The 23,718-nt window shown below is 65.5% G+C and carries 23 protein-coding genes; 16 read left to right on the top strand and 7 right to left on the bottom strand.

Features of this window, described 5'->3' with window-relative positions; genetic code table 11:
• The first annotated feature begins 8 nt into the window (after positions 1-8).
• The 5 genes from AUL38_RS11720 to AUL38_RS11700 all read left to right on the top strand — a co-directional run bounded on the left by AUL38_RS11720 (position 9) and on the right by AUL38_RS11700 (position 4,373).
• Positions 9-962, top strand: coding sequence for a metal ABC transporter substrate-binding protein (locus AUL38_RS11720; protein ID WP_369795312.1), 954 nt, complete (start codon positions 9-11; stop codon positions 960-962).
• Complete coding sequence (locus AUL38_RS11715) at positions 959-1,702, top strand: metal ABC transporter ATP-binding protein (protein WP_059062411.1); 744 nt, start codon at positions 959-961, stop codon at positions 1,700-1,702. The genes AUL38_RS11720 and AUL38_RS11715 overlap by 4 nt, the downstream gene beginning before the upstream one ends.
• A gap of 5 nt (positions 1,703-1,707) precedes the next feature.
• Positions 1,708-2,592: a metal ABC transporter permease gene (locus AUL38_RS11710; RefSeq protein WP_369795311.1), complete on the top strand. Its 885-nt coding sequence runs from the start codon at positions 1,708-1,710 to the stop codon at positions 2,590-2,592.
• 204 nt (positions 2,593-2,796) lie between these two features.
• Positions 2,797-3,501 (top strand): DsbA family protein, encoded by a 705-nt coding sequence (locus tag AUL38_RS11705; protein ID WP_059062407.1) that lies wholly within the window; start codon positions 2,797-2,799, stop codon positions 3,499-3,501.
• 2 nt (positions 3,502-3,503) lie between these two features.
• Positions 3,504-4,373, top strand: a complete 870-nt coding sequence (locus AUL38_RS11700; RefSeq protein WP_059062406.1) for a cytochrome c biogenesis CcdA family protein — start codon at positions 3,504-3,506, stop codon at positions 4,371-4,373.
• Positions 4,374-4,451: 78 nt separating this feature from the next.
• Here the strand turns inward: AUL38_RS11700 and trxA are convergent, their stop codons facing one another.
• Both trxA and AUL38_RS11690 read right to left on the bottom strand, forming a co-directional pair.
• Positions 4,452-4,925, bottom strand: coding sequence for a thioredoxin (trxA, locus tag AUL38_RS11695; protein ID WP_083506830.1), 474 nt, complete (start codon positions 4,923-4,925; stop codon positions 4,452-4,454).
• Between the two features lie 27 nt (positions 4,926-4,952).
• The gene (locus AUL38_RS11690; RefSeq protein ID WP_059062404.1) at positions 4,953-5,663 is read right to left on the bottom strand and encodes a thioredoxin domain-containing protein; all 711 of its coding nucleotides are present in this window, start codon (positions 5,661-5,663) and stop codon (positions 4,953-4,955) included.
• A gap of 101 nt (positions 5,664-5,764) precedes the next feature.
• Between AUL38_RS11690 and AUL38_RS11685 the strand changes: the two genes are divergently transcribed.
• The 3 genes from AUL38_RS11685 to AUL38_RS11675 are packed head-to-tail and all read left to right on the top strand — an operon-like array spanning position 5,765 to position 7,703.
• Positions 5,765-6,328, top strand: coding sequence for a hypothetical protein (locus AUL38_RS11685; RefSeq protein ID WP_059062402.1), 564 nt, complete (start codon positions 5,765-5,767; stop codon positions 6,326-6,328).
• A complete protein-coding gene (locus AUL38_RS11680; RefSeq protein WP_059062400.1) occupies positions 6,325-6,726 on the top strand; it encodes a BlaI/MecI/CopY family transcriptional regulator in 402 nt (133 codons plus the stop codon). The genes AUL38_RS11685 and AUL38_RS11680 overlap by 4 nt, the downstream gene beginning before the upstream one ends.
• Positions 6,723-7,703, top strand: a complete 981-nt coding sequence (locus AUL38_RS11675) for a M56 family metallopeptidase (RefSeq protein WP_059062398.1) — start codon at positions 6,723-6,725, stop codon at positions 7,701-7,703. The genes AUL38_RS11680 and AUL38_RS11675 overlap by 4 nt, the downstream gene beginning before the upstream one ends.
• Positions 7,704-7,963: 260 nt before the next feature.
• Here the strand turns inward: AUL38_RS11675 and AUL38_RS11670 are convergent, their stop codons facing one another.
• Positions 7,964-9,487, bottom strand: a complete 1,524-nt coding sequence (locus AUL38_RS11670; RefSeq protein ID WP_059062396.1) for a SulP family inorganic anion transporter — start codon at positions 9,485-9,487, stop codon at positions 7,964-7,966.
• A gap of 220 nt (positions 9,488-9,707) precedes the next feature.
• Between AUL38_RS11670 and AUL38_RS11665 the strand changes: the two genes are divergently transcribed.
• The 4 genes from AUL38_RS11665 to AUL38_RS11650 all read left to right on the top strand — a co-directional run bounded on the left by AUL38_RS11665 (position 9,708) and on the right by AUL38_RS11650 (position 14,246).
• Positions 9,708-10,907 carry a multidrug effflux MFS transporter gene (locus tag AUL38_RS11665; protein WP_059062395.1) on the top strand — a complete coding sequence of 400 codons (1,200 nt, stop codon included), beginning with the start codon at positions 9,708-9,710 and terminating at the stop codon, positions 10,905-10,907.
• Between the two features lie 43 nt (positions 10,908-10,950).
• Complete coding sequence (locus tag AUL38_RS11660) at positions 10,951-11,517, top strand: TetR/AcrR family transcriptional regulator (RefSeq protein WP_059062393.1); 567 nt, start codon at positions 10,951-10,953, stop codon at positions 11,515-11,517.
• 121 nt (positions 11,518-11,638) lie between these two features.
• Entirely contained in the window at positions 11,639-12,748 is a 1,110-nt protein-coding gene (locus AUL38_RS11655) for an acyl-CoA desaturase (protein WP_059062391.1), read from the top strand.
• A 34-nt stretch (positions 12,749-12,782) separates the two neighbouring features.
• Entirely contained in the window at positions 12,783-14,246 is a 1,464-nt protein-coding gene (locus AUL38_RS11650) for an NAD(P)/FAD-dependent oxidoreductase (protein WP_059062389.1), read from the top strand.
• 413 nt (positions 14,247-14,659) lie between these two features.
• Here AUL38_RS11650 and AUL38_RS17790 read toward each other — a convergent pair whose 3' ends face one another.
• Positions 14,660-17,257: a LuxR C-terminal-related transcriptional regulator gene (locus tag AUL38_RS17790; RefSeq protein WP_059062387.1), complete on the bottom strand. Its 2,598-nt coding sequence runs from the start codon at positions 17,255-17,257 to the stop codon at positions 14,660-14,662.
• 348 nt (positions 17,258-17,605) lie between these two features.
• Positions 17,606-19,360, bottom strand: coding sequence for a bifunctional 3'-5' exonuclease/DNA polymerase (locus AUL38_RS11640; RefSeq protein ID WP_059062384.1), 1,755 nt, complete (start codon positions 19,358-19,360; stop codon positions 17,606-17,608).
• Positions 19,361-19,683: 323 nt separating this feature from the next.
• Between AUL38_RS11640 and AUL38_RS11635 the strand changes: the two genes are divergently transcribed.
• Together AUL38_RS11635 and AUL38_RS11630 are read left to right on the top strand one after the other, a co-directional pair.
• Positions 19,684-19,890, top strand: a complete 207-nt coding sequence (locus tag AUL38_RS11635) for a cold-shock protein (RefSeq protein WP_042544966.1) — start codon at positions 19,684-19,686, stop codon at positions 19,888-19,890.
• A gap of 158 nt (positions 19,891-20,048) precedes the next feature.
• Positions 20,049-20,630, top strand: a complete 582-nt coding sequence (locus tag AUL38_RS11630) for a CueP family metal-binding protein (protein ID WP_201023740.1) — start codon at positions 20,049-20,051, stop codon at positions 20,628-20,630.
• A 72-nt stretch (positions 20,631-20,702) separates the two neighbouring features.
• On the opposite strand, the gene AUL38_RS11625 is transcribed toward AUL38_RS11630, so the two are convergent.
• Positions 20,703-21,425, bottom strand: a complete 723-nt coding sequence (locus tag AUL38_RS11625) for a glucosamine-6-phosphate deaminase (RefSeq protein WP_059062382.1) — start codon at positions 21,423-21,425, stop codon at positions 20,703-20,705.
• Between the two features lie 11 nt (positions 21,426-21,436).
• Positions 21,437-21,931 carry an inorganic diphosphatase gene (locus AUL38_RS11620; protein ID WP_059062380.1) on the bottom strand — a complete coding sequence of 165 codons (495 nt, stop codon included), beginning with the start codon at positions 21,929-21,931 and terminating at the stop codon, positions 21,437-21,439.
• Between the two features lie 118 nt (positions 21,932-22,049).
• Between AUL38_RS11620 and tilS the strand changes: the two genes are divergently transcribed.
• Complete coding sequence (gene tilS / locus AUL38_RS11615) at positions 22,050-23,093, top strand: tRNA lysidine(34) synthetase TilS (RefSeq protein WP_059062378.1); 1,044 nt, start codon at positions 22,050-22,052, stop codon at positions 23,091-23,093.
• A 57-nt stretch (positions 23,094-23,150) separates the two neighbouring features.
• Positions 23,151-23,708 carry a hypoxanthine phosphoribosyltransferase gene (hpt, locus tag AUL38_RS11610; RefSeq protein ID WP_059062376.1) on the top strand — a complete coding sequence of 186 codons (558 nt, stop codon included), beginning with the start codon at positions 23,151-23,153 and terminating at the stop codon, positions 23,706-23,708.
• The last annotated feature ends 10 nt before the right edge of the window (positions 23,709-23,718 follow it).

Raw genomic sequence — 23,718 nt, 5'->3', positions numbered from 1 at the left:
ACATCGAGTTGCCCACAGCGAACCAGCCGCGCAGGTTTTCCCCTTTCCTCCTTCCGCTAGCTGCGGCCTCGGCGGCCGTTCTGGCGCTCTCCGCCTGCACGAGCCCAGCGGCGGGCGGCGGGGTCGACCCGGTCGATGATCGCCCCGTCGTGCTCACCACGTTCACGGTGCTCTCGGATATCGCTGAGAACGTCGCGGGCGAGCACCTCCGCGTTGAGTCGATCACCAAGGTTGGGGCGGAGATCCACGGCTACGAGCCGACCCCGGGCGACATTCGCAAGGCGAGCGAGGCCGATCTCATCCTCGACAACGGGATGGGGCTCGAAGCCTGGTTTGAGCAGTTCGTCACCGACCTCGACGTGCCGCACGCGGTCGTGAGCGAGGGCATCGACGCGATCGATATTCGCGAGGACGCCTACAGCGGCATGCCGAATCCCCACGCCTGGATGAGCCCGCTGAACGTGCAGGTCTACGTCGACAACATGGTCGCGGCGTTCGCGCAGATCGACCCGGCGCACGCCGCCGACTACGAGGCGAACGGGGCCGCGTACAAGGCGGAGCTGCAGGGGGTGCAAGACGAACTCGTCTCCGCGCTCGCGGTGCTCCCGACGAACGAGCGCGCGCTCGTGAGCTGCGAGGGGGCCTTCTCCTACCTTGCGCGCGACGCCGGCCTCACCGAGAAATACATCTGGGCGGTGAACGCCGAGCAGCAGGCGACACCGAAACAGATCGCCTCGGTCATCGAGTTCGTTCGCGAAAACGACGTGCCGGCAGTGTTCTGCGAGTCGACGGTGTCCGCAGCCCCCATGGAGCAGGTCGTCGAGGCGACCGACGCGCAGCTTGGAGACGTGCTCTTTGTTGACTCGCTCTCCGAGGCCGACGGGCCGGTGCCGACCTACCTTGATCTCATCCGCCACGATGCCGCTGCGATCGTCGCGGGGCTCTCGGGGGAGCGGTTGTGAGCGCCCCCGCGATCCAGGTCGAGAATGTCACCGTGCACTACGGCGAGGTGCTCGCGCTCGACGGGGCCTCGCTCACGCTCGAGCGAGGCCGCGTGTGCGGGCTCGTCGGCATGAACGGCTCGGGCAAGTCGACGCTGTTCAAGACGATCATGGGCATGGTTCGGCCTGACACGGGCACCGTGCGCATCGACGGAGTGTCGCCCGCGCGCGTGCGCAAGACGGGGGCCGTCGGTTACGTGCCGCAGAGCGAGGATGTCGACTGGGCGTTTCCGCTGTCGGTCCGCGACGTCGTCATGATGGGCAGATATGGGAAGATGGGGCTCACGCGCCGCCCGAAGCCGGCGGATCGTGCCGCAGTGGACCACGCCCTCGAACGGGTCGAGCTCACCGACTTCGCCGAGCGGCAGATTGGGCAGCTCTCGGGCGGGCAGAAGAAGCGCACCTTCGTCGCGCGAGGTATCGCGCAGGGTGCCACCACGCTGCTGCTCGACGAGCCCTTCGCCGGTGTCGACAAGCGTTCGGAGGCGACCATTACGCGACTGCTGCGCGAGCTCGCAGCGGAGGGTGCGACGATCCTCGTCTCGACCCACGACCTGCACGCGCTCCCGAGCCTCGCCGACGAGGCGATCCTGCTCATGCGCCGCGTGCTCATGCACGGGCCACCCCAAGACGTGCTGCAACCCGAGAATCTTGCGCGAGCGTTTGGGCTCGACGTGCTCGAACGGGGTGAGGCGGCGTGAACATCATCGACCTCGTCCTCGAGCCCCTGAGCTACGACTTCATGGTGCGCGCGCTCGCGACGACGCTCATCGCCTCGGTCGTGTGCGCGGTGCTCTCGTGCTGGCTCGTGCTCATCGGCTGGTCGCTCATGGGCGACGCTGTCTCGCACGCGGTCCTCCCGGGCGTCGTGCTCGCCTACGTCGTCGGCGCGCCCTTCGCGCTCGGGGCGGTCATCTTCGGCTTCCTCGCGGTCGCGCCCATTGGCGCGGTGCGCGACACGAGCCGGGTGAAGGAGGACGCGGCGATCGGGATCGTGTTCACGACGCTGTTCGCCCTCGGCCTCGTGCTCATCTCGGTGACGCCCTCGCAAACCGACCTCAACCACATCAACTTCGGCAACCTCCTCGGGGTGTCGAAGGGGGACCTGCTGCAGATCGCGATCCTCGGCGCGGTCACGCTCGTCGTGCTCCTCGCGAAGCGGCGCGACTTCACGCTGTTCGCCTTTGACCCGACGCACGCACACGCCATCGGCTTGAACCCGCGCATGCTCGGGGCGCTCCTGCTTGGGCTGCTCGCGCTCACGTCGGTCGTCGCGCTGCAGGCGGTCGGCGTGGTGCTCGTTGTCGCGATGCTCATCATTCCAGGGGCAACCGCCTACCTGCTCACCGACCGCTTCTCGCGCATGCTCGTCATCGCGCCCGCGATCTCGGCCGTGTGCGCGGTTGCCGGGCTGTACCTGAGCTACTACCTCGACACTGCTTCGGGTGGCATGGTCGTGCTCGCGCAGGGTGCAGCGTTCGCGCTTACCTACCTGTTCAGCCCGCGCCACGGCTTGATCGGCAAGCGGCTCAGTGCGCGGCGGCGGAAGCGGGCGCTGGCCCCTGCTGAGGAGCCTGCCCTCGTGCGGTAGTCGTGCCGCCGTGGGACGCGGCAGCGATCCGACCATCTCCACTTCCCCGAGTTTTTCATTCCGAGCCTTATTCGGGCTGCAGAAGGCTCGGAATAAATTAAACGGGGAAGTGGGGAGGGGTGCAGCGGAGCGCACACCAGACTCGCAGACATTACTATGCCCGATAGTTTACTATCGGGCATAGTAATCAGTCTGAGGAGAAGAATGTCGCAAACAGCCGCCCAACGGTTCCGCTCGTGGCTTGTGCCGATCGGGATCATCGTCATCGCAGGCCTGCTCATCACGATCGTGGTGTTGCAGGTGAGGGGAGGCGCGGGGGCGCAGGGAAGCGCCGCCGCCCAGCAGCCGCAGCAGCCCGACCTCACCTTCGTCGAGACCCGCGACGACGCAGACGTGCAGACGGCTGGCCCCGTCGACGCCCCCGTCGCGCTCGTCATCTACTCCGACTACCAGTGCCCGTTCTGTGCGAAGTGGTCCAACGACACCCTCCCGACGATGATGGAGTACGCCGACAGGGGTGACCTGCGCATCGAGTGGCGCGACGTGAACCAGTACGGCGCGGACTCCGAGCGCGGCGCGCTCGCGGCACACGCCGCCGGCAAGCAGGGCAAGTTCTGGGAGTTCCACAACGCCCTCTTCCCCGACGGCGAGCACCTCACTCCCGAGCAGCTTGCCGAGGGGTCGCTCATCGAGCTCGCTGCCACACTCGGCCTCGACGCCGAGCAGTTCGCCGCCGACCTCACCTCACCCGAGACGCTCGAACTCGTACAGCAGTATGCGCGCGGTGGCCAAGAGCTCGGGGTTTCGGGGACCCCGACCTTCGTGCTCGGCGGCGAGCCGATCGTGGGGGCGCAGCCCGAAAGCGTCTTCATTGAGACCTTCGAGCGGGCGCTCGCTGAGGCGCGCTAAGCATGGAGATCGGGTTCGTCACCGCTTTCCTGGGCGGGATGCTCGCGCTCCTGAGCCCGTGCAGCGCCCTGCTGCTACCCGCGTTCTTCGCGTCCACGGTCGGCGCGAAGCTCAAGCTGCTCGTGCACGGCGGGGTGTTCTACCTCGGCCTCGTGCTCACGCTCGTACCGTTCGGGCTCGGGATCGGGGCGCTCGGCACCCTGTTCATGGAGCAGCGCGGCCTGGTGATCGCGGTCACTTCGCTCGTGCTCGTCGTGCTCGGGGTGCTGCAGGTGCTCGGGTTCGGCTTCGACGTCTCGCGGATGCTGCCGGGCACCGCGACGCTGCAGCAGAAGGCGTCGTCGCGCAAGGGGCTCGTGCGCACCCTGCTGCTCGGCGCAGTGAGCGGGGTTGCCGGGTTCTGTGCGGGCCCGATCCTCGGCGCGGTGCTTACGCTTGCGATGGGCCAGGGCTCGAGCCTCATGGCGGGAGCCCTGCTCGCGGTGTACGGCGCGGGCATGGTGGTGCCGCTCATGATCATCGCGGCGCTGTGGGAAAAGCTTGGCACGCGCGGGCAGCGCCTCCTCCGCGGCCGCGCCATTACCGTGTTCGGCCGGCAGCTGCACACAACCTCGCTCATTACTGGCCTGCTCATCATCGGCGTCGGCCTGCTGTTCTGGTTCACGAACGGCCTCGTCTCGATGCCGTCGCTCGTGCCGACGTCGGTGCAGGCGTGGGTGCAAGAGCAGGGCGCGGTGTTCTCGAGCCCGGTCTTCGACGTGCTCGGCATCGTGGTACTCGCGGCCGTCGCGCTGTGGATCTGGATCGCGAGCCGCCGAAAGTTCGCCAAGCGCCTGGCGGAGCAGCCGGTCGTGGGTGTCGGCGAAAAGTAGCCGCGCCGACAAGCACGAGGGGGATCCGGGCTCAGCCCGGATCCCCCTTGCCGCGTGTAGCCGCGTTGCGGTGGTGTCTTAGACCTGCGCTCCGTCGGTTCTGACCGTGCCAGCCTCGTTTGCGCCGTTCTCGCTGGCAGCCGCCTCTTCCTTGGCGAGCTGCGTGCGCACCTCGTCCATGTCGAGTCCGCGCACCGCGTCGACGAGCTGCTCGAGCGTCGGGGCGGGTAGCGCGCCGGCCTGCGAGAATACGTTGATGCCGTCGCGGAAGGCCATGACTGTCGGGATCGAGGTGATGCCGAACATGCCCGCGAGCTCCTGCTCGGCCTCGGTGTCGATCTTGCCGAACACGATGTCCTCGTGCGTCTCTGCGGCCTTCTCGAAGACGGGAGCGAACGAGCGACACGGACCGCACCAGGCGGCCCAGAAGTCGAGCACCACGATGCCGCCCGACGTGATTGTCTCCTCGAGGTTGTCCTTCGTGATCTCTACTGTGCTCATAGTGTGTGCGCGGCTGAGTCTCACCCGCGGCATCCTCTCTTCCTTCTCCATCGTACGGCTGGTAGTTGCGGGTGTCTGCTATTCGGTGGTGCTGGGGGCGCCGGTTTCGCTGAGAGCGGCTTCGAGCTGGTCGATGAACACATCCGAGGGCTTCAGCCCCGAGACGAACACGCCATTGAAGTGGAACGAGGGCGTGGTCACCACCCCGGCACGCTGGGCCGCAGCCTCGCCATCGGCTGCCGCTCGCTCCGCCTCGGGAGACGTCATGTCGGCAAGGAATCGGGCGGTGTTGAGGTTGAGTTCGGCCGCGCGAGCAACGAGAGCTTCCTCCGTGAGGTCTGCCGCGGTCGCCCCGCGGCCGTTCTGCGCGAGCGAGGTGTGGAACGGAAGCAGTGCGTCCTGGAGGGCGGCAGCGTATACCGCCTGGGTGCCGAGCCTCGAGGCGCCGCCAGACAGGTTGGCGTTTCGCCAGACGATACGAAGGTCTCCCGCGTCGACGTAGGGGAGCAGCTCGGGCAGGGTGTCGCGGTCCCAGTGCGCGCAGAACGGGCACTGATAGTCGGAGTACACGACCAGCTCGATCGGGGCGCCCTCCTCGCCAACCGTCAGCCGGTCGACGCCGGTTAGGCGCTCTGCCTGCCACGCCTCAGCGCTTGCGGGGCCGGGGACAGCATTCACTTCCCAGCCGCGTTGCAGCACGAAGGAGCCCCCGACGATGAGGGCGATAGTCGCAAAGATCGCGAGCGGCGCCGCGACGCGTACGCGAGGTGATCGCGGGGAGGAGGGCACTCTCAGGTCCTTTCACTGGGTGTCGGGGACTCACAGGGTTTGATTACTATCGTAAATAGTAGACTATGCGGCATAGTTGAGTCTGGAGGGAGGGGGCCGCGATGATTCGGCCATGGAGCCTCGCGGCAGCGCGGCAGCGACTGGTATTCGCGGGGCGAGCGCTGCGTGGCTGGACCCCGCGACAGTTTCTCATTGCCGCGCTCGTCGCCGCCGGGTTCGCGCTACTCGTCGGCGTCGTCACGGTGCTCATTCCGAACCCGTGGTTCGCGCGAGACATCGATACCGTCTGGTGGAACTACCCGGTGTGGGTGCTCACCGCGATCGGTGTCGGCCTGCTCACCGCGACCTATGTGAAGACCGGCTCGGCTCCGGTCGCAGACCCCGGGGAGGAACCCGGCGAGCGGCGGACCACCCGCATGGGGATCGCCGGCGGCATGCTCACCTGGTTCGCAGTCGGCTGCCCGGTCTGCAATAAGATCGCGCTTATCGCGCTCGGCTACTCTGGGGCGATCACGTGGTTTGCCCCGCTGCAACCGGTACTTGCGGTTGCGGCACTGATCCTCACCGGGCTCGCACTCGTGTGGCGCTTGAGCGGCCAGGTTGCCTGCCCGGTGCCAGCGAAGCGATCGGCTGCGACGGCGGTAGAGATGGAGACAAGTCGATGACCCGAGACCCGAAGCACACGCACGGCGGCACGCCAGCGGGAGAGCCTGCCCGCCTCGGCGCGCTCGAAACCCAGGTCATGGATTTGCTCTGGGAGGGCGGCGGCTTCACCGTGCGCGATCTCATCGACCGGCTCCCGTCCAACCCTGCTTACACGACCATCGCGACCGTGCTCGGAAACCTCCGCAAGAAGTCACTGGTGTGCACCCGAAAGGATGGCCACACCACCCTCTATGGTGCGTGCGTGAGTCGGGAAGCACACGCGGCGAACATTATGGAGCACGCGCTCGAAGCGTCGGGGGATCGTGAGGCCTCGATCCTGCACTTCGTGAACAGCATGCCTGAGGAAGATCTGCGGCTCCTCCGCCAACACCTGCTCGGCGGGAACGAACCGCAGTGACCGCGACGCTGCTCACGCTGCTGCTCAGCAGCGTGCTGCTCGCTGCCGCTTTCGGGGGGCCGTGGTTGCTGCGCCGCGCAGCGCCGGCGCTCGCGATCATCCCCCGGATCGCGGCCAGTGCGCTCACTGTGACCGCGCTGCTCTGGATCGCCGCCCTCGTCGCACTCGGCCCGGTCGTCGCCTGGATGAGTTCGGGCCCAGCCTGGCTTCCGCGGCAGGCCGCCGAGGTCTGCGGCAGGTGCCTGAGTGCGGCCAGCCCGTTCGGGGACAGCGCCCTGTCGCTCGGGATCCCGGCGGTGGTACCGCTCGCCTTGCCAGCGGTCGGTGTGGTCGCGGTGCTTGCTGGGCTCGTCCGCGAGCTTGTCGTGCTCCGCCGCTCCCAGGCTGCGTTCGGCTCGGAACTGCGCGCGGGGAGTGACCAGATCACCCTGCTTGGCAGCCAGGCACGAATCACGCCCGATGCCGCGTTGCACGCGTTCTCGCTGCCGCACGAGCACGGCGGCATCGTGCTCTCGCGCGGCACGCTCTCGACGCTGTCGCCCGCCGAGCTGTCGGCGGTGCTCGCGCACGAGCAGGCCCACCTTGAGCAACGGCACCACCTCATCATGGCGATCCTCAACGGGACGACGCGCTACTTTCGCTGGATCCCGTTCGTGCGCGCGGTGCGCGAATCGGTGCCGCACTACCTTGAGATCGCAGCGGATCAGGCGGCACAGCAGGCGACCGGTACGACCGCTCTGGCGAGTGCGCTGCTCAAGCTCGGCCAGCCAGAAGCGCCGACGTCGGCTGCCGGCATCCCCGCGCACGCGATGCTGCACGCTGCGGGGTCGGAGCGGATCCGCCACCTTGTCGGGGCACCGAGGCCGCCGGCGAGCGCGGCACTTGCTGCAGCCGCTGGTGCGTACGCGTTCATGCTTGCTGCCGTGATCGCGGCCGTGAACCTGCCCTACGTCGTCGCCGTGGTGAGCGGCTGTTAACACTCGAAAGCGGGGCGCACGAACGTGCGCCCCGCTTTCGACTACTTGTTCAACTGTGAACTCTGTGAATCGGTCTTGCTCCGCTTCGCCGCACGCTTTTCTTTCAGCGTCTGCGCCGCGGGTTTCTTCGTAGCCTTCTGGCCGCGATCTTTACTGGACATCTCATCTCCTTCCGCTTGAAGGGGTGCCCAAGCCTGACCCTAGCTCACCGAGGTGGGTACCCGCCGGTGCTGTGAAGAGTCTCAGCTGCGAAGCGACGGTTACGCGTCGGGGCTGAGCTCGCCGGAGAGCCTCCCGTGGAAGCTCCGTGTTGCGTCATTCATGCCGGTGAGCTCAACCGTTTTTCCGAGTCGCGCGTACTTCGTCTCGATCGCGTCGAGCGATGCGACGGAGGAGGCATCCCAAATGTGGGAGTGAGTCATGTCGATCTCGATGCGCGCGGGATCTGCCGTGTACGCGAACATGGTCGTGAGGTCATTGCTCGAGGCAAAGAACAGCTCGCCGGTCACGGTGTAGCGTGCGATCGCATGCTCGCCCTCGCCCGTGATGCTTCGCTCCACGGACACGAAGTGGGCGACGCGACGTACGAACATGACCGCGGCGACGATGACTCCGATGATGACGCCGACGGCGAGGTTGTGCGTCGCGAGCACTCCGGCGACCGTCGCGAGCATCACGAAGGTTTCGCTCTTCGGCAGTCGTCTGAGGGTGGCCGGGGTGACCGAATGCCAGTCGAACGTCGCCACCGAGACCATGATCATGACGGCGACAAGCGCGGCCATCGGGATCATCGCGACGAGGTCGCCAAGCACGAGAATGAGTAGCAGCAGGAATGCACCCGCAAGGAACGTCGAGACGCGCGTGCGTGCACCAGAGACCTTCACGTTGATCATGGTCTGGCCGACAACGGCGCAGCCGCCCATGCCACCGAAGAACCCGGAGAGGAGGTTGGCGATACCCTGCGCCCAGCTCTCACGTGTCTTATTCGAGTGGGTGTCCGTGATCTCGTCGACAAGCTTGGCGGTCATGAGCGACTCCATGAGCCCGACGAGTGCCATGCCGAGGGCGAACGGGCCGATGATCATGAGGGTGTCCCACGTCAGTGGCACGTTCGGCACGAAGAGTTCGGGCAGACTGCTTGGCAGCTCACCCTTGTCGCCGACAGTCGGCACGGTGATCGAGAAGACCACCGCTGCAGCCGTGACCGCAATGACGGACACGAGGGGCGCCGGCACGGCCTTCGTGATTTTCGGCATGACCAGAATGATGAGAATGCCGGCCGCGACGAGCGGGTAGACGAGCCACGGCACCCCGATGAGCTCGGGGAGCTGAGCGCTGAAGACGAGGATCGCGAGCGCATTCACGAAGCCGACCATCACGCTGCGTGGGATGAATCGCATGAGCTTGGCGACGCCGAGCACCGCGAGCAGGATCTGCAGTACGCCTGCCAGAAGCACGGTGGCGATGAAATAGTCCATGCCGTGTTCACGCATGACTGGCGCGATGACCAGTGCGACGGCACCGGTCGCGGCGGTGATCATCGCGGGTCTGCCGCAGAGGAAGGCGATCGACACCGCCATGATGAACGAGGAGAACAGCCCGACCTTCGGGTCGACGCCCGCGATGATCGAGAACGAGATCGCTTCTGGGATGAGTGCGAGCGCGACGACGAGGCCGGCGAGGGCCTCGCGGAGCAGCAATCGGGGATCGCGCGCGACGGCGAACACTGACGGTGCCCGGCGATGGTGCTCGGATCGGGGCGTGTGCTCCGCGGTGGATGACATGCGGTTCCTTCGGCTGAAATTCGTGGTGTGCGGGCCGCGCGGTGCCCGCTCGAACACTAACGCAACGCGGAGTATGGCGCGACCTCGCGCGACATCGCGCGGACGGTCCGCCCGATGGGGCCGCCGAGTGGCGCTGGGGGTGGAACTGCGGGTAGATTGAGTCAGCTACCGAACGGTAGGTAGTCATTCGGTTGCGACGCACTCACGGAAAAGGACACTCATGTCACACGATCAGCGCCTCCCGCGCGCAGGTCTTTGGTTCGCCATCTCGCTCGGACTCGTCACGATCCTTGGCCCGGCCGGCACGGATATGTACCTCGGGTCGCTACCCGAGATGGTGTCGGAGCTGGGCGCGTCGACCGCCCAAGGGCAGCTCACCCTCACGGTGTACCTGCTGGCTATGGGCGTCGGACAGCTGTTCTTCGGGCCGATCATCGACGCGGTGGGACGACGCTGGCCGCTGCTGATTGCGCTTGCCGCGTTCCTCCTCGCATCCGTGTGGGCGGCGATGAGCGCGACGGTCATAATCCTGCTCGTCGCCCGGTTTGTTCAGGGCCTCGCCGCAGCGATGACCCTCGTGGTCGCCATGAGCATGGTGCGCGACCGGGCGAGCGGAACGCGAGCCGCGCAACTCTTCGCGCTGCTCATGACCATTGAGGGGCTCGCCCCAGTCCTGGCCCCCACCGCCGGCGGGTTCGTTGACGCGGCGTGGGGATGGCGCGCTGTCCTCCTCGTGCTCGCGGGGCTCGCCGCGATCGCGCTCATCAACACGAGTGTGAGCCTCCCCGAGAGCCTGCCGCGGTCCCAGCGCTCATCGCTGCGACTCGGGAGCGTGCTTCGTGCGTACAGCGTCATCATCCGCGATAGCCGCTTCCTCCTGCCTGCGCTCGGACTATCGGCGGTGTTCTTCTTCCTGTTCGTCTACATCGGGGGCGCGACGTTCATCTACCAGGGTGTCTACGGGCTCGACACCGACGCCTTCGGGCTCGTGTTCGGCGGAACGGGCATCGCCGTGCTCATCGGCGCGGTGGCGTCTGGCCGCACGGTGCAGCGATTTGGTGCAGGAACGTTGGCGGTCACGGGTGCCGTGCTCATCCTTGTCGGCGCGGTACTCGCGATCCTGCTCAGCCAGATGGGCCTCGGTCTGTGGGGGATCGTCGCTGGCATGTTTGTCGCCCTCCTCGGTCTCGGCATGAGCGAGGCGACCCTCATGGCGCTTGCGATGTCCTCGCAGGAGGTGAACCTCGGCAGCACTGCGGCGCTGCTGGGGGCGTTCCAGCTCATCATTTCTTCGCTCGCCACGCCCCTGGCCGGGGCGCTGGTCCCCGGGGGCGCGCTGCCGTGGTTGAGCGGCATGGCCGTGACCGCTGTCGTTGCACTTGTTATCGTTGGTGTCAGCGCACGGCGAGCCCGGTCGTAGCCGGACGCGGCGCCCATGAACGGTGAGGGAGTACACGGAAACTATGTCGCTGAGCCCCGCTGCCAGACGCGTGTGCGTTGCCGCCCTCGAGCTGCTCGCCGATCGCGGCTATGACGGCTCCTCGCTGGGCGAAATCGCCCGCATGGTGGGGATGCGTAAGGCGTCCCTGTACTCCCACTTCGCTGGGAAAGACGACCTCGTCGCTGCCGCGCTCGAGATGTCTCTCACCGCCGAGCGCGAATTCGTCGCGACCTGCTTCGCTGAGGATCGTGGTGACCTGCCGGGAGGGGTCTACCTTGAGCGGGTCACTGAGCGGTACCGCGCTGCAGCGAGCCTGAGGTTCCTGCTGCGCACCGCGTACGCCCCACCGTTCGCGATCCGCGAGTCAATCATCAGTCACTACCGCGCGTTCCTCGCCGAAATAGATGTGCTCTTCCGTGCGGGGCTGCGGGGACACCTCAGCGAGTCTGAGCGCGCTCATCTCGCGTACTCCTATCTCGGGGTCGTCGACAGTATCCAGGTAGAACTGCTCTACGGGGAAGCGGAATCGGTGGAGAAGCGCCGCGAGGCCCTGTGGCGGTTACTGACGAAGGCGGCAGCGCCGCTGTGATCCGAGTACATGCAGCTCGCGGTACAGGGGGCCGGGTACGCTGAGGCCAGCGATCGGCAATTGCCAGTGGCTTGACCAGAGCAGCTCATCTAGCAGCTCGGAACGGGAATAGGTGCCGCGCATGACGTCGACCGCTCCTCAGACATTAGATGGCCTCGGGCCGCTGCGTTACACGCGGGCACGCGCCGAAGACTTTCCCCCCGTGGCGAAGGCGTACTCCAGCATCTCGCAGGTCGCGCGCGAATCCGGGTTGTACGCTCGCGCCCCCTGGTTCTACGCACTTGTCGGCGTCGGCATTGCGCTCGGACTTGCCGCGACGATTACCGGCTCGATCCTGCTTGGTGACAGCTGGTTCCAGCTGCTCATGGCCGCAGCGTTCGCGCTGCTGTTCACGCAGATCGCGTTCCTCACCCACGAAGCGGCGCACCGTCAGATCCTCTCGACCGGGCCCGCGAACGACCGACTCGCGCGCGTGCTCGCCGCGAGCATTGGCATGAGTTACGCCTGGTGGGACTCGAAGCACACCCGCCACCACTCGAACCCGAACCGCGTTGGCAAGGATCCCGACATCGAGATCGACACGATCTCCTTCATCGAGGAAGACGCTGTCAAAGCGCGCGGTATCGTTCGGTTCATCACGCAGCGTCAGGGCTGGCTATTCTTCCCGCTGCTCACGCTCGAGGGCCTGAACCTGCACCGCCACAGCCTCGTCTACCTCTTCCGCCGCGAGCCGATCAAGGGCCGTTGGATCGAGCTGTCGATCATCGCCGCACGCTTCGTCGTGATCCTCGTACCGGTGTTCATGTTCCTGCCACTCGGCCTCGCGTTCGCTTTCATGGGCGTGCAGTTCGCAGTGTTCGGCGTGTACATGGGCGCCTCGTTTGCGCCGAACCACAAGGGCATGCCGGTCATCGCTCACGATGCGAAGCTCGACTTCTTCTCCAAGCAGGTTCGTACGTCGCGCAACATCAAGGGCGGTTGGTGGGCAACGACTCTCATGGGTGGCCTGAACTACCAGGTCGAGCACCATCTCTTCCCGAACATGGCCCGACCGAATCTCTCGAAGGTGCGCGTGCTCGTGCGCGAGCACTGCAAGACCCTTGGCGTGCCGTATACGGAGACCTCGCTGCTCCGCTCGTACGCGATCGTCATCGAGTACCTCAACCGGGTCGGCCTCGCCGCCCGCGACCCGTTCGAATGCCCGATCACCGCGGAGTACCGCCGAGCGTAATCCGGTCTCCCCGCGGCGACTACACTCAGGAGCTATGCAGTCATCGCACGGTGCGGCCATCGTCGGCTCAGGACCCAACGGACTTGCCGCGGCCGCTACGCTTGCCCGCGCCGGCGTAGCGGTCACGGTCTTTGAGACGAATAGCACCCTCGGCGGTGGCGCCCGGACGGAATCACACATCGTTCCCGGGGTGCTGCACGACATGTGCTCCGCGATTCACCCGATGGCGCTCGCAACGGAGTTCTTCCGGGAGTTTCAGCTCGATCAGCGGATCGACTTCGTGGTTCCTGACGCCTCCTATGCGCACCCGCTCGATGGCGCAGCCGGCGACCGGGCCGCGATAGCCTACCGCGACCTCGAACGCACCGTTGCAGAACTCGGTCGTGATGGCGGGGCATATGCCCGCCTGTACCAGCCAGTGCTCCGCCGGCTTGAGGGAGCGATCGATCTGGCGCTCGGTGGTGCGCTGCTCCGCTGGCCGAAGGATCTCCTGGCAGCCGCCGCGTTTGGGGCGCGCACGCTCGAACAGGGCACGCCACTCTGGAACGTTCGATTTCGGGAGGCGGCAGCGCCCGCACTGATCGCGGGCGTTGCCGCCCACAACATCGGTCCGATGCCGGGGCTCGCGAACGCGGGAGTCGCCTTCGTGCTGGGCGCGCTCGGGCACGCGAGTGGCTGGCCCGTCCCAGTCGGCGGTTCACAGGCCATCACGGATGCTCTTGTGGCAGATGTGCTCGCGCACGGCGGCCGGTTCGAAACCGGGCACGAGATTACCGGTATTGGCGAGCTCGACGGCTTTGACGTGAAGCTGTTCGACACATCCGCACGGGCGCTCTCCAGGATCGCCGGAGAGCGGCTCCCAGCTCGCTACGCGGCCCGGCTTGAGCGGTTTCGCTACGGCAATGCTGCGACCAAAGTTGACTTCGTGCTGGACGGCCCGATTCCGTGGCGTGACCCGCGGGTTGCGGAAGCGCCGACGGTGCATCTCGGGGGGACACGGGCAGAGATAGCCGCGGCTGAGCGCGCCGTTGCCCGCGGCGAACACGCAGAGCGCCCCTACGTGCTGCTTGCACAGACAGCCTCTTTTGATGCCCAGCGGAATGCCCCTGGGGTGCACGCCGTGACGAGTTACACACATGTGCCACGGGGATCTGCGCGCGATGCCACCGAGACAGTGTTCGCGCAGATCGAACGGTTTGCCCCGGGCTTCCGTGACCGGGTCACAGCACATCAGGTCACGACCGCGGCTGAGCTGGGAGTTGAGAACCACAATTACATCGGTGGTGACTTCAGCGCCGGAGAGGTTTCGCTCCGGCAGCTGATCGCCCGGCCCGTGGTCGCCGCGGACCCATGGCGCACTCCGGCACCGGGGGTCTATCTCTGTTCCTCGTCGGCTGCCCCTGGCCCCGGAGTTCACGGTCTCGTCGGGTGGTATGCCGCGCGTTCGGTTCTCAGAAACGAGTACGGTATCGCAACCCCCGATATGGGTGTTCGCTGAAGCCCTGATCTTCGCTGCGCGGCTTCCGTGCGAGCGCGGCTACAGGCCTGCGAGACGGCCTGATGTGTGGGGAGTCGCAATATGTGGGGGAAGCGAATGGGGGGAAGCCCGCTCCCCACACATCAAACCTTGTTCATAGCGATACCGAATTTGGGGGAAGGTATCTTCATTGCTATGAACAGCCCTGCGTCATTGACCGGGCTACGTATGACTCTACGGTGGATGAGTCAGGGGAGGGGGGAAACATACCCTGTTTGCGTGGAATTCTTGCGTGTTTGCGTAGTGATCTTCGCTTTCAGCGCGGTGGCGACTGAGTACTAGGTAGTCGGGCTGGCCACGTTGTGAGTATTCCTGATCGTGGCCTACATGTTTTCACAGTGAACGAGACGTCGCAGCAGCGAGGCAGCGTTTTGTTAGCTATGCGAACGGAACTGCTGAGCCCCACTACCGGGTTTAGCGGAGGCCGCGAGCGCGGCGCTGAGGTCGGCCCGTGAGGTGAGACCGAGCTTCTTCATCGAGCGCGCTATGTGGTTCTCGACGGTTCGAATGCTGAGTGTGAGGCGGTCCGCTATTTCACGGTTACTCAGCGTCGCGGTGAGCGGCGCAATTTCTCGCTCCCGCGGGGTCAAGTTGTCGACCGGCAACGGGGAGTGGCGGAAAGTCACACGGCTGAGCGGCTCGCGGGAGATATGCAGTGTGTCACGCGCTTCTGCGTACGCCTGCGCGAACTCTGGGTCGACTTCGGTACCGCGTGCCCGATGCGCGAATCCGATGTCGTCGAGAAAATCAGCCGCGGCGATGAGCTCGGGAAGCGTCCGGAAGCGCGAGACGTAGATCGAAATGCTCGGATCCTGCCGGATCGCCGAGCGCGCGAACTCGACGAGGGGCGTAATCCACGCTTGCGAGGGCTCTCTGCTGAGCCGCTCGATGAGTTCGAGCGCTTCCTCACCCGGGTTGAGTTGGAACGCGAACCGCGCGGTGTTCCAGGCCGCATCGAAGAAGGACAGCTCGTAGCAAGTGTTCGCCTCCGCAAGGAACGCGGCGCCAGCTGCGGCGCGGTCGCCGCTGAGCAGGACGCTGAGCGCGTCGCCGAACTCCGGCCGCATGCCTGGCATCGGCCCCCTGACCGCAGCGTAATCCTGACTCTCGCGGAGGAGCGACTGTGCAATATCGGCACGCCCCTCCCGGAAGTGCAAGAACGCAGACCAGCGCAGCATCGCTGCGTAGAGGACCGCGTAGCGAAGATCGAAGTCGCCGAGTGAGAGCGCCTGGCTGAGCGTGTGGCGGGCCTCGCTCACTCTCCCCAGCCCTAGCAACATCTGCGAGCGCACGTAGGAGTTCACGAGGAACGGCACTGGGTCCTCGCCTGGCCCAAGATGGAGCGGGTCAGACAGGAGATCCTCGAGCTCGTCGTTGCTCACCGCCTGCCTGATAAACAAGACCAGGCGACTTTGCTCGACCACGACGTGTTGGAACGGGGGCGCATCAACCGGCGGTGAGGGAGCCAACTGCTCGAGCAACTCTCCTGACATCACTCTGATGTACTCGGCGATCGTTGTGCAGAAACCGACCGGATCGTCGCCGGGGTCCTGTAGCCACTCCTCGACGCTCGCTACCCTGCCCTCGTCACAGAACCTCAGATAGATTTCATAGGCGTCGAGGGCGACGGCGTAGCCAGGGTGGTGCCGGCGCAGCGTGAGCGAGTGCAGCGTTTGCGGAGCCGATGCCTCCCGCTGGAGGATGTGCTCGTGGAGCGCGAGCTGCAGGAGCTCGGGTCCGCTCGCGTCGTCGGACGGGGTGCGTTCGAGCACGCCCACGGCGGTCGACACGTACCTTCCCGACTGCAAGAGTGTCTCGAGATAGATGATCGCTCGCGGTGTGTCGTGATGGCGACGCCACTCCCGTGCGGCAACGGCGAGCCGCTGCTCATTCTCCTCCCGAAGATACCGGGACAGCCCAGCGTTGTGGGTCTCTGCGGTGTCGGAATGCCGCACGTGTGCGTCGAGTTTGAGTTTCGGACGAGCGACGCGGGGTGGCCCGTCAACGCGCTTCGCGGCCAAACCCTCTAACAGGTCTGTTGCGGCCATGCTCAGGAGATCGAACGGGCGCTGGCGAAAATAGTCTGCGATCAAGGCGGGACGTGGAGATACACGCGAGACACCCTGTGGGTCTTTGAACGTTGTGATGAGGCCACTTCTCGTGAGGCTCTCGGCGGAACTGGGATCGAAGTCGTGGAGATCCTCTGCGGTGAGGCTTCCCACGAAGGCGAGCGCATGCAACAGCCGCAGCGCCGTGTTCTCTATGGGAGCAAGAAGGCGCTCAATGCTCTCCTCGAGATGGGGGTTCCAGAGGTCTCCCTCGGACAGGGTCCACCGGTTGCCGTCGCGTCGAATCTTGCCGGTCGCGCGCGCGGTGCGCAAAATCTCAGAGGCCACGCCCGTGATACCGGACGACATCGAGAATACTTCGGAGGTGACGGCGGGACTGACCGGGGCGTCGAGAAGGGTCTCGGCGAGAACCCCGACCTGCTCGAAGGTGAGGGCATTGAGATCGACCCGTGCATCGGCTCGCAGAATACGAGACACGACACGTTGCTCGGGGGTGAGCTGGGTGAACGGAACGCTCACAAAGACTCCGGCAAGTTTCATTCGATCGAACAGTGGGGCGAGCACCTGCGCGGAGGGGATGTCAAGGAGTTCTGCATCGTCGATGAGTAGCACCGTGTTGGGGGTGCGACTGAGTTCGACGGCAAGAATGTCTCTCACCTCGTCTTGGGAGGCCTGCGGCGGAATTCGGTCGGCCGCCAGGAGTGCTTGACGGATCGCGGCGAATCGCACTTCGGTCGGCGAGGGTGCGCCGGTGATGCGGACGACGGAGAAACCAAGCGTGATCAGCGTTGCCTCGAGTTCGTCGAGCAAACTCGTTGCCCCGTACTCGCGCCCAGCAACGAGACGCACCGTGTCCCTGCGCTGGAGATGCTCAACGAGCTTGTCCAATTCTTTTGCGCGCATACCGTCACCCCCTTCCGGGCCAGCCGGTTGTTTCCTGCAACACAGTGAGGAAAGCCCCGGATACTCAGCCCTAGTCGGATCCTATACTCATGCGTCTCGAAACACCACACTCAAAGGATTCATTGGGCCCTCTGGGGAGCCACTCAGGGATGAACGTGAGTACTGCCGTCGAATGGGCAGCAGGACGATACCCGATGGTGAGACCGACAGCGCCAAGATTTCTTGGCAGTGTGGAGAGTGAGCCCACGAATGAACTCGCCGAGTGTTCTGCGGGGCTTCGCACCCCTGTGCACTCATCTCAATCGGGATCGTTGTGCGGGTTTCGTGCAGGCAGCCGCGTGACATCCGTCAGGCTTTGACGGCGCGGTCGGAGATCTGCAGATCGAGCAGGAAATCGACAGCGCCATCACCGAAGAGGAGCCGTGCTGCCGCATACGCAGACTCGGTGACGGCTGCGGCGACGGCGTCGGCGTGCACTGCTGGCGTGTGGACAATGATTTCATCGTGCAGGAAGAACGCGAGATGTGGGAGTCCGGCAAACACCGGACCAGACTGGTACGCGGTGTGTGCTGGCTCGACAGGATCGAACGCCGCAAGTCGTCTCCGGATCTCTGCGAGCCATGCGAGCGCCCATTCGGCAGCCGTGCCCTGCACGATGAAGTTCCGCGTAAATCTGCCGCGGTCTCTGGCCGCGCGCCGCGCGGCCTCCTCGTCGCGGCGCGTGGCGTCCGGGAGGCTCGCTGCCGCTTGCATTGCTTGCCACTCGACTTCCGCTGTGGGGGAGGACCTCCCGAGCCACGTCGTAACAGTGCCGCCTCGTTCACCGGTGTCAGCAGCCTGATCCACAAGCCGCATCGCCGCCGGGAAGACACGTCGCAGTGTTGGTACCAAGCGGCCGCTCTCGCCAGAGGTGGCGCCGTACATCGCGCCGAGCATGGCGAGCTTCGCGTCTGCGCGGCTCGCGATCGAGCCACTCTCGACGATGCCAGAGTAGAGATCCTTTCCGCGGCCAGCCGCAGCCATAGCGCGGTCCCCGGACATCGCGGCAAGTACGCGGGGCTCCAGCTGTGAGACGTCGGCCGTCACGAGCTTCCAGCCGGGGTCAGCGCGGAGCGCTGGGCGCAGCAACCGCGGGAGCTGGAGCGCGCCGCCACCGCTCGACGCCCACCGGCCTGTCACCACACCACCAGGAACGTACACCGGGCGGTAGCGACCGTCATGCACCCACTCATCAATCCAGCTCCAGCCGTTGGCGGAGAGGAGGCGAGCGAGTTTCTTGTAGGTGAGAAGCGGTGCGATGACGGGGTGATCATGCTCGGCAAGCTCCCACTGTGAGGTGGATGACACTTCGACTCCGGCTGCACGGAGCGCTCGCAAGAGTTTCGGCGGCGAATCGATCGCCGCGGTCGTATCGCCAAGGGCTTCGCGCACGCGTTCGCCCGCCTCTGCGAGCTTGATTGGTTTCTCGAATACTCCCGCGGGGCGGGGACCGAGCGCCTCACTCAGGATACGGTCGTGCTCCGCAGCGTCCCACGGCACCCCGGCAGTGGCGAGCTCCACGGCGATGAGGGCCCCCGCGGACTCGGCTGCGAGGAGGAGCGAGAGCCTGCCGGGGTGGCTCGATGCTGTGACAGCGACGCGCTGCCTCGCGAACTCGGCGAGCGCCTCAGCGATGGTGTCTGGCGCGCCGACGCTTGGCGGTGTGACTTCGAAGTCAAACAGCGCTGGAGACGCGGCGGGCGGGGACGGCTCTGGTGCTTGCACATCAAAGCACCACTCCTGAGCTGCGAGGAAGACCGACCGATCTCGAACATACGAGGAGTGTCGCAGGATCTGGTGGCTCAGGCGCAGGTCGTGGCAGCGTTCGATCCGAACGCCTGCGGAAAGCAGATCCGCGTAGCGGGCTGAGGTGCTGTGCCACACCCAGCGGGGAGCGTGAGTCGCTTCGAGCCGCTCGACAAAACCGGCAAGCTCTGGCTGCGAGAGTGCAGTCGAACCGAGCCTGGACCCGTCGGAGGCAAGTCGAACTGCCTCGAGATCGCCACTGGGACCACGCCCGAGTACGCACCAGTGCGTCGGGCGTTCGCTGGTATCTGATGGCACTCCCTAACGCTACCGATACCCGCTGACACTTACTCAGTGGAGCGGTGATTCCGGGCGAAACGCGCTCAGAATGAGTAGTGATCTAGCGATTTCAAGGCGAATGCAAAAGTTAAGGATTTATCACGAAATTTGCTTCAGCAGCGTTTTAGGCGGTAGTGCGGTAGGGTTACAGATATCGGCGCTTTCTTTCCGATTGCTTCGCCTCAGTGTCTCACAGCCGCTGGTGTGTTTCCCCGGGCTGTCCCGCTGATAAGTTCAATCCGCGCATTCGCGCGACCATTACGAGCCGCATAGGCGGCTCCGCATCACAAAGGAATGCTCTCATGGCAACCGGCACCGTCAAGTGGTTCAACAGTGAAAAGGGCTACGGGTTCATCGCACCCGACGATGGCTCAGCAGATCTCTTCGCGCACTTCAGCGCAATCGAGGGAAGCGGCCGCCGCGACCTCGAAGAGAACCAGCAGGTCGAGTTCGACACCGAGGATGGCGCTCGCGGCCCGCAGGCCGTGAACATCCGCAAGCTGTCCTAAGCAGCTCTTCCAAGAGGGTGTCGTCCGATTTCGGATGGCACCCTTTTGCTTTGCATATCGGTAGCTGTACTCGAGTCAGTTGCCGAGAGTGAGGCGGATTCGCGTTCGCTCAGCCAGCGCCCAGGTTAGCCTCGGCGGGCTCTGCGAATATACCCACTATGGGTATACGATCCGCTTTACTTCCGCTGCTGGCCGCAGCACTCCTGCTCACCGGTTGCGCGTCAGCGCAGACTCCTGCAGCCGAAGAGCCGCCTCCGGCGGTCGAACAGATCGCCCAGCTCGGCATCGACACGAGCGATGCGAAGTCGATCATCGAGGGGCTCGACACCCTCGCGGTGACCAGCCGTCCGAGCCCGGATACCCTCATCGCTTCTGTCCGGCCCAACGAGCTGGTGCTGCAGCCGGGAGATGTGACTCTGCCGATCGACGACAGTGATTTCTACCTGTCGATTGCACCGTATGTGACTCAGACCCATCCCTGTGATTTCCACAGCCTGACGACCTGCCTCGGTGAACTCCAGAACACGCCGATCGAGCTCGCCGTCACCGATGCTGAGACGGGCGAGGTCGTTCTCAGCGAGATTACGGCGACCGCAGACAACGGATTCGTTGGAATCTGGCTGCCGCGTGACGGTGTGTTCGACGTGCGTATCGTCGGCGAACAGGGCGTTGCGGAGCAGCGCGTCACGACCGGTTCCGAGGATCCGACCTGCCTGACGACCATGCAGCTCACTGCATAGCGAGGGACAGACAGTAAAACGGTCATGGGGCCCGAGCCAAATGCCTCGGACCCCATGACCGTTTTGCCCGTGTTAGGGGAGCAACGACGCGGCTGCGCGATCAAGCACGTAGACAACGTCCGGGTGGCGCTGCACGATGCTCGCCGGCACCTGCTCGGTCACCGGGCCCGCGATTGCCGCTGCGACCGCTTTGGCCTTTGCCTCACCGATCGCGACAATAATGAGCTTTCGTGCGTCCATGATGGTGCCGAGTCCCTGCGTGATTGCCTCGCCTGGGACATTCTCGGGGGCGCCGAAGAACCGTGCGTTGTCCGAGATCGTTTCCGGGGTGAGCGAGACACGGCGCGTGCGCGAGTCGAACGGCGAACCCGGCTCGTTAAATCCCAGGTGACCGTTGCGACCGATCCCGAGAATCTGCAGGTCAACGCCTCCGGCAGCGGCAATTGCTTCCTCGTATGCGGAGGCCGCAGCGGCCGACGCGACCGTTGCCGGCACATGCACCAGTTCCGGCGTGAGGCCAACCGGCCCCACGACGGTGTTGGTGATGACCGTGCGATAGCTTTCCTGATGTTCGGGATCAATCCCGGCGTACTCGTCAAGCGCGAAACATCGCACCCCCGACAGGTTGAGCTCACGCTCGCGAGCAAGCTCTGCCCAAGCGTTGTATATCGAGAGGGGAGAGGATCCGGTGGCAAGACCGATCACCGCATCCGGTCGAGCCGAGATGGCTTCGAGCACGTGCTCGGCGGCAAACCGGCCGAGCGATGCGGAATCGTCGAAGACGCGTACGTCCACCAGGCCTAGCCTCAGTGGCCCTGGGCTGCGAGGCGCTCCTGCGCCTCGACGATGAGCTTCTCGGCGTCAGCCGCGGAACCCCAAGAATCAACCTTGACCCACTTGCCCTCTTCGAGGTCCTTGTACCGCTCGAAGAAGTGCGTGATCTCCTTGCGCGTGTACTCGGGGATGTCCTCGACGTCCTGAATGTGGCTCCAGCGCGGATCCTTCACCTGGACGGCAATGACCTTGTCGTCGCCGCCAGCCTCGTCGAGCATCTTGAGCACACCGACGGGGCGAACCTTGATTCCGACACCGGGGAATACGGGGTAGTCGAGCAGCACGAGCACGTCGAGCGGATCGTTGTCCTCGCCGAGGGTCTCCTCGAAGTACCCGTAGTCTGCGGGGTACACGAAGCCCGTGTAGAGCACGCGGTCGAGGTAGACGCGACCGGTCTCGTGGTCGATCTCGTACTTGTTGCGGCTTCCCTTGGGGATCTCGATGACGGCATCAAATGCGGCGGTCATGCGCGCTCCTTCGTGCTTGCGGTCGACCGGTGTCGGCCTGGTTGCGAAATATTGCCGAGGCTAAGGCTACCCGATGAGTCGGCCAGGGTAGCGTTGAAGCGTGGAGCATCCGGAGTTTATGCAGGTCAGGCTTGCGGTTCGGCGTGCGCTCGATGGGCTACCTGGCACTGCTGGGCCATCGCCACTGCTCCTCGTCGGGTTGTCCGGGGGCGCGGATTCCCTCGCGCTGGCGGCCGCGCTCGCGGCTGAAGCTCCGCGCCTCGCAGTGCGTGCGGGCGCGCTCGTGATTGACCACGGCTTGCAGCCAGGATCCGCCGCGACAGCCGAGCGTGCTGCGCACACAGCACGGAGCCTTGGGCTTGAGCCGGTCGTGGTGCGCCGCGTCGAGGTGGGGTCGGGCGGTGGGCCCGAATCGGCGGCACGCGACGCGCGGTATGCGGCGTTCGCTGAGATTGCACACGAAACCGGGGCCTCCGCGATCCTCACCGCGCACACCCGCGATGACCAGGCTGAGCAGGTGCTCCTTGCGCTCGCTCGCGGTTCGGGGACACGCAGTATTGCCGGGATCCCGGCACGTCGATCGCTTGGCGAAGGGGTAACTCTCGTCCGCCCTCTGGTGGGGGCCGATCCGGAAGTAGGGCGAGTGACGACCGCCGCCGCGTGCAGAGAGCTTGGTCTCAGCGTCTGGGACGATCCGCACAACAGCGATCGCACGTACGCCCGCGTGCGCGTGCGAGAGGTGTTGCTTCCCGTGTTGGTTGAGGAACTCGGCCCGGGAGTGCGCGCGGGGCTCGCCCGAAGCGCCGATCTCGCGCGGGAAGACGCGGCGGCGCTCGACGCATGGGCCACGACGGTGGCAGCAGAGCTCACACACGCAGCCGACGCGCGCGTTGAACAGCAGCCCGGCGCCGCGCCGCTCACCATTGATGCAACCGGCATCGAGCGTCTTGCTGGCCTTCCCGCGGCCGTGCGACAGCGGGTCATCCACGGCATCGCTGCGGCGCGGTACGGGGCGAGCCTGTCGCGGGAGCACACGCTCGCGGTTGCGAGACTCGTCACGCACTGGCGCGGGCAGGGGCCGGTGTTCGTTCCCGGTATTCGAGTCACCCGGACACGGAACGGGCTGACGTTTGCTCGGCAGCTCGGATCGCCGCGCGGCTGACACCATCTCTGCAGAAAGCTGATCCACCACTCATGCACAGCGCACTACGATGGACGCATGGACGCGAAACACCTGGGCGATGACCTGACGGAAGTGCTGCACACGGAAGCCGAGCTGAAAGCCCGGCTTGCGGAGATGGCCCGCGAGATCGAACGCGATTACCCGGAGGAGCCCCCGCTGCTTGTCGGCGTGCTCAAGGGCGCCGTGATGGTGATGGCGGATCTCGCGCGCGAGCTCAGCTTCCACGCACAGATGGACTGGATGGCCGTCTCCTCCTACGGCGCCGGCACAAAGTCGAGCGGCGTCGTGAAGATTCTCAAGGACCTTGATGCCGACATCGCTGGCCGCGACGTGCTCATCGTCGAGGACATCATCGATTCGGGACTGACGCTGTCGTGGCTCAAGGAGAACCTTGAGATCCGTGGTGCGAAGTCGGTGCGGATCTGCACGATGCTCCGCAAGCCGGAGGCGCTCAAGGTAGAGGTTGACGTTGCATACGTAGGCTTCGACATTCCCGTCGAGTTCGTCGTAGGCTACGGTCTCGACTACGCAGAGGACTACCGCAACCTCCGCGACGTCGCAATTCTCGCGCCGCACGTCTACTCCGGCGACTAACGCCGCTCCG

The organism is Leucobacter sp. G161, from assembly GCF_001482305.1.
Classification (GTDB): Bacteria; Actinomycetota; Actinomycetes; order Actinomycetales; family Microbacteriaceae; genus Leucobacter.
The sequence above is the reverse complement of the archived record's forward strand: the minus strand, read 5'-3'. Positions and strand labels throughout refer to the sequence as shown.

Bases quoted from the DNA above. Each gene is read 5' to 3' on its own strand.
- AUL38_RS11700 (WP_059062406.1), top strand. From the start codon at position 3,504: ATGGAGATCGGGTTCGTCACCGCTTTCCTGGGCGGGATGCTCGCGCTC.
- AUL38_RS11670 (WP_059062396.1), bottom strand. From the start codon at position 9,487: ATGTCATCCACCGCGGAGCACACGCCCCGATCCGAGCACCATCGCCGG.
- AUL38_RS11620 (WP_059062380.1), bottom strand. From the start codon at position 21,931: ATGACCGCCGCATTTGATGCCGTCATCGAGATCCCCAAGGGAAGCCGC.
- AUL38_RS11655 (WP_059062391.1), top strand. From the start codon at position 11,639: ATGACGTCGACCGCTCCTCAGACATTAGATGGCCTCGGGCCGCTGCGT.
- AUL38_RS11685 (WP_059062402.1), top strand. From the start codon at position 5,765: ATGATTCGGCCATGGAGCCTCGCGGCAGCGCGGCAGCGACTGGTATTC.
- AUL38_RS11630 (WP_201023740.1), top strand. From the start codon at position 20,049: ATGGGTATACGATCCGCTTTACTTCCGCTGCTGGCCGCAGCACTCCTG.
- tilS (WP_059062378.1), top strand. From the start codon at position 22,050: ATGCAGGTCAGGCTTGCGGTTCGGCGTGCGCTCGATGGGCTACCTGGC.
- AUL38_RS11680 (WP_059062400.1), top strand. From the start codon at position 6,325: ATGACCCGAGACCCGAAGCACACGCACGGCGGCACGCCAGCGGGAGAG.
- trxA (WP_083506830.1), bottom strand. From the start codon at position 4,925: ATGGAGAAGGAAGAGAGGATGCCGCGGGTGAGACTCAGCCGCGCACAC.
- AUL38_RS11705 (WP_059062407.1), top strand. From the start codon at position 2,797: ATGTCGCAAACAGCCGCCCAACGGTTCCGCTCGTGGCTTGTGCCGATC.
- AUL38_RS17790 (WP_059062387.1), bottom strand. From the start codon at position 17,257: ATGCGCGCAAAAGAATTGGACAAGCTCGTTGAGCATCTCCAGCGCAGG.
- AUL38_RS11665 (WP_059062395.1), top strand. From the start codon at position 9,708: ATGTCACACGATCAGCGCCTCCCGCGCGCAGGTCTTTGGTTCGCCATC.
- AUL38_RS11660 (WP_059062393.1), top strand. From the start codon at position 10,951: ATGTCGCTGAGCCCCGCTGCCAGACGCGTGTGCGTTGCCGCCCTCGAG.
- hpt (WP_059062376.1), top strand. From the start codon at position 23,151: ATGGACGCGAAACACCTGGGCGATGACCTGACGGAAGTGCTGCACACG.
- AUL38_RS11650 (WP_059062389.1), top strand. From the start codon at position 12,783: ATGCAGTCATCGCACGGTGCGGCCATCGTCGGCTCAGGACCCAACGGA.
- AUL38_RS11635 (WP_042544966.1), top strand. From the start codon at position 19,684: ATGGCAACCGGCACCGTCAAGTGGTTCAACAGTGAAAAGGGCTACGGG.